This window comes from Ruminococcus sp. AM42-11 (genome assembly GCF_003480145.1).
GTDB lineage: Bacteria > Bacillota > Clostridia > Lachnospirales > Lachnospiraceae > Blautia_A > Blautia_A faecis.
Map to the genome: position 1 here is coordinate 1 of NZ_QUIO01000098.1, position 1,034 is coordinate 1,034.

Here is a 1,034-nt window from a genome sequence, read left to right on the forward strand (position 1 = left end):
TGTCAAGCGTTTTTGAAAATGTCCTAAAATAATTGAAGTATTAGCCCCGGCTTTTTGCTGGGGCTTGTTATATTGATGTGCTTCATTCCTCAGGCAATTTTTGTATCTTGATCATTCTGGTGGTGTTCTTGCTGTTTGACAAATTTTCCAAACTGTTGACGACGCCAGGGGTGGTTCATTGGTGGAATGCGGGGCTTCTTTGGTTTTGGCGGAGTATAGTCTATATCTAAGTCTTTTGATTTTGTTTCGTGCTCGGGTATTTCTTCCAGTGCATAGATGTCTTTGTCATTTACACAGCAGTATTGACTGCCATCAAAAGCCTGAATAAACATTACCTTTGTTCCTTTTCGGTAGTGGACCTGATTGCCTCTGCTGTCAATCATACGGTAGTATTTATTGGAATGCCTTAAACAGTGTCCGGTATCTACCGTTCTTTCGCATAAAACTGCAAGAATCAGGTTGATTTTTTCAATTTTGGGTTGCACTTCGAACACAGACTTGATACCATGAAGGGGAAGGGCAAACTTCTCATTGAATTCCTTTATGTAGGAGTTTAGGAATTCATTGGCAGCGTCTATGGTCGTTATGCCTGCAAGTCTCAACTCGACTGGCAGGCGCGACTGTAGCGTCTGGTTCAGGCGTTCTACACGTCCTTTTGCCTGAGGCACACTGCTTGATCCCAGTTCAACCCCAAGCTGTTTACAGGCATAGGCAAACTGTGTATAGGTATCCTCATCGATAGATGGGGAATTTTTCTTTTTATAGGTGAAAACAGTACGGCGGTCTGTAAAGAACTTGTAGGGGATACCGTAAGTTGTGAGAATCTGATGGAAAACGTGGTAATAGCCATTCAGAGTTTCCTGGGTATCAAACCAACCGCCGGTAATCCTTCCTGTAGCATCATCTATAGCCAGATGCAGATGCCATATCTGAGCGGGGATCCATTCGTAGGGAGTTGCGTCCATTTGCTGCAGTTCACCGAAATAAGCGGCTCTGGGACGGCGGGAATGGGCGTCCTCAAGAGCAACAAGATT

General features: G+C 44.4%; 1 protein-coding gene. It reads right to left on the reverse strand.

Translation table 11 applies throughout. The features are described from left to right. Window positions 1-89: 89 nt before the first annotated feature. On the reverse strand, window positions 90-1,034 hold a 945-nt coding region (locus tag DW904_RS22530), incomplete at its 5' end, for an ISNCY family transposase (protein ID WP_118584336.1).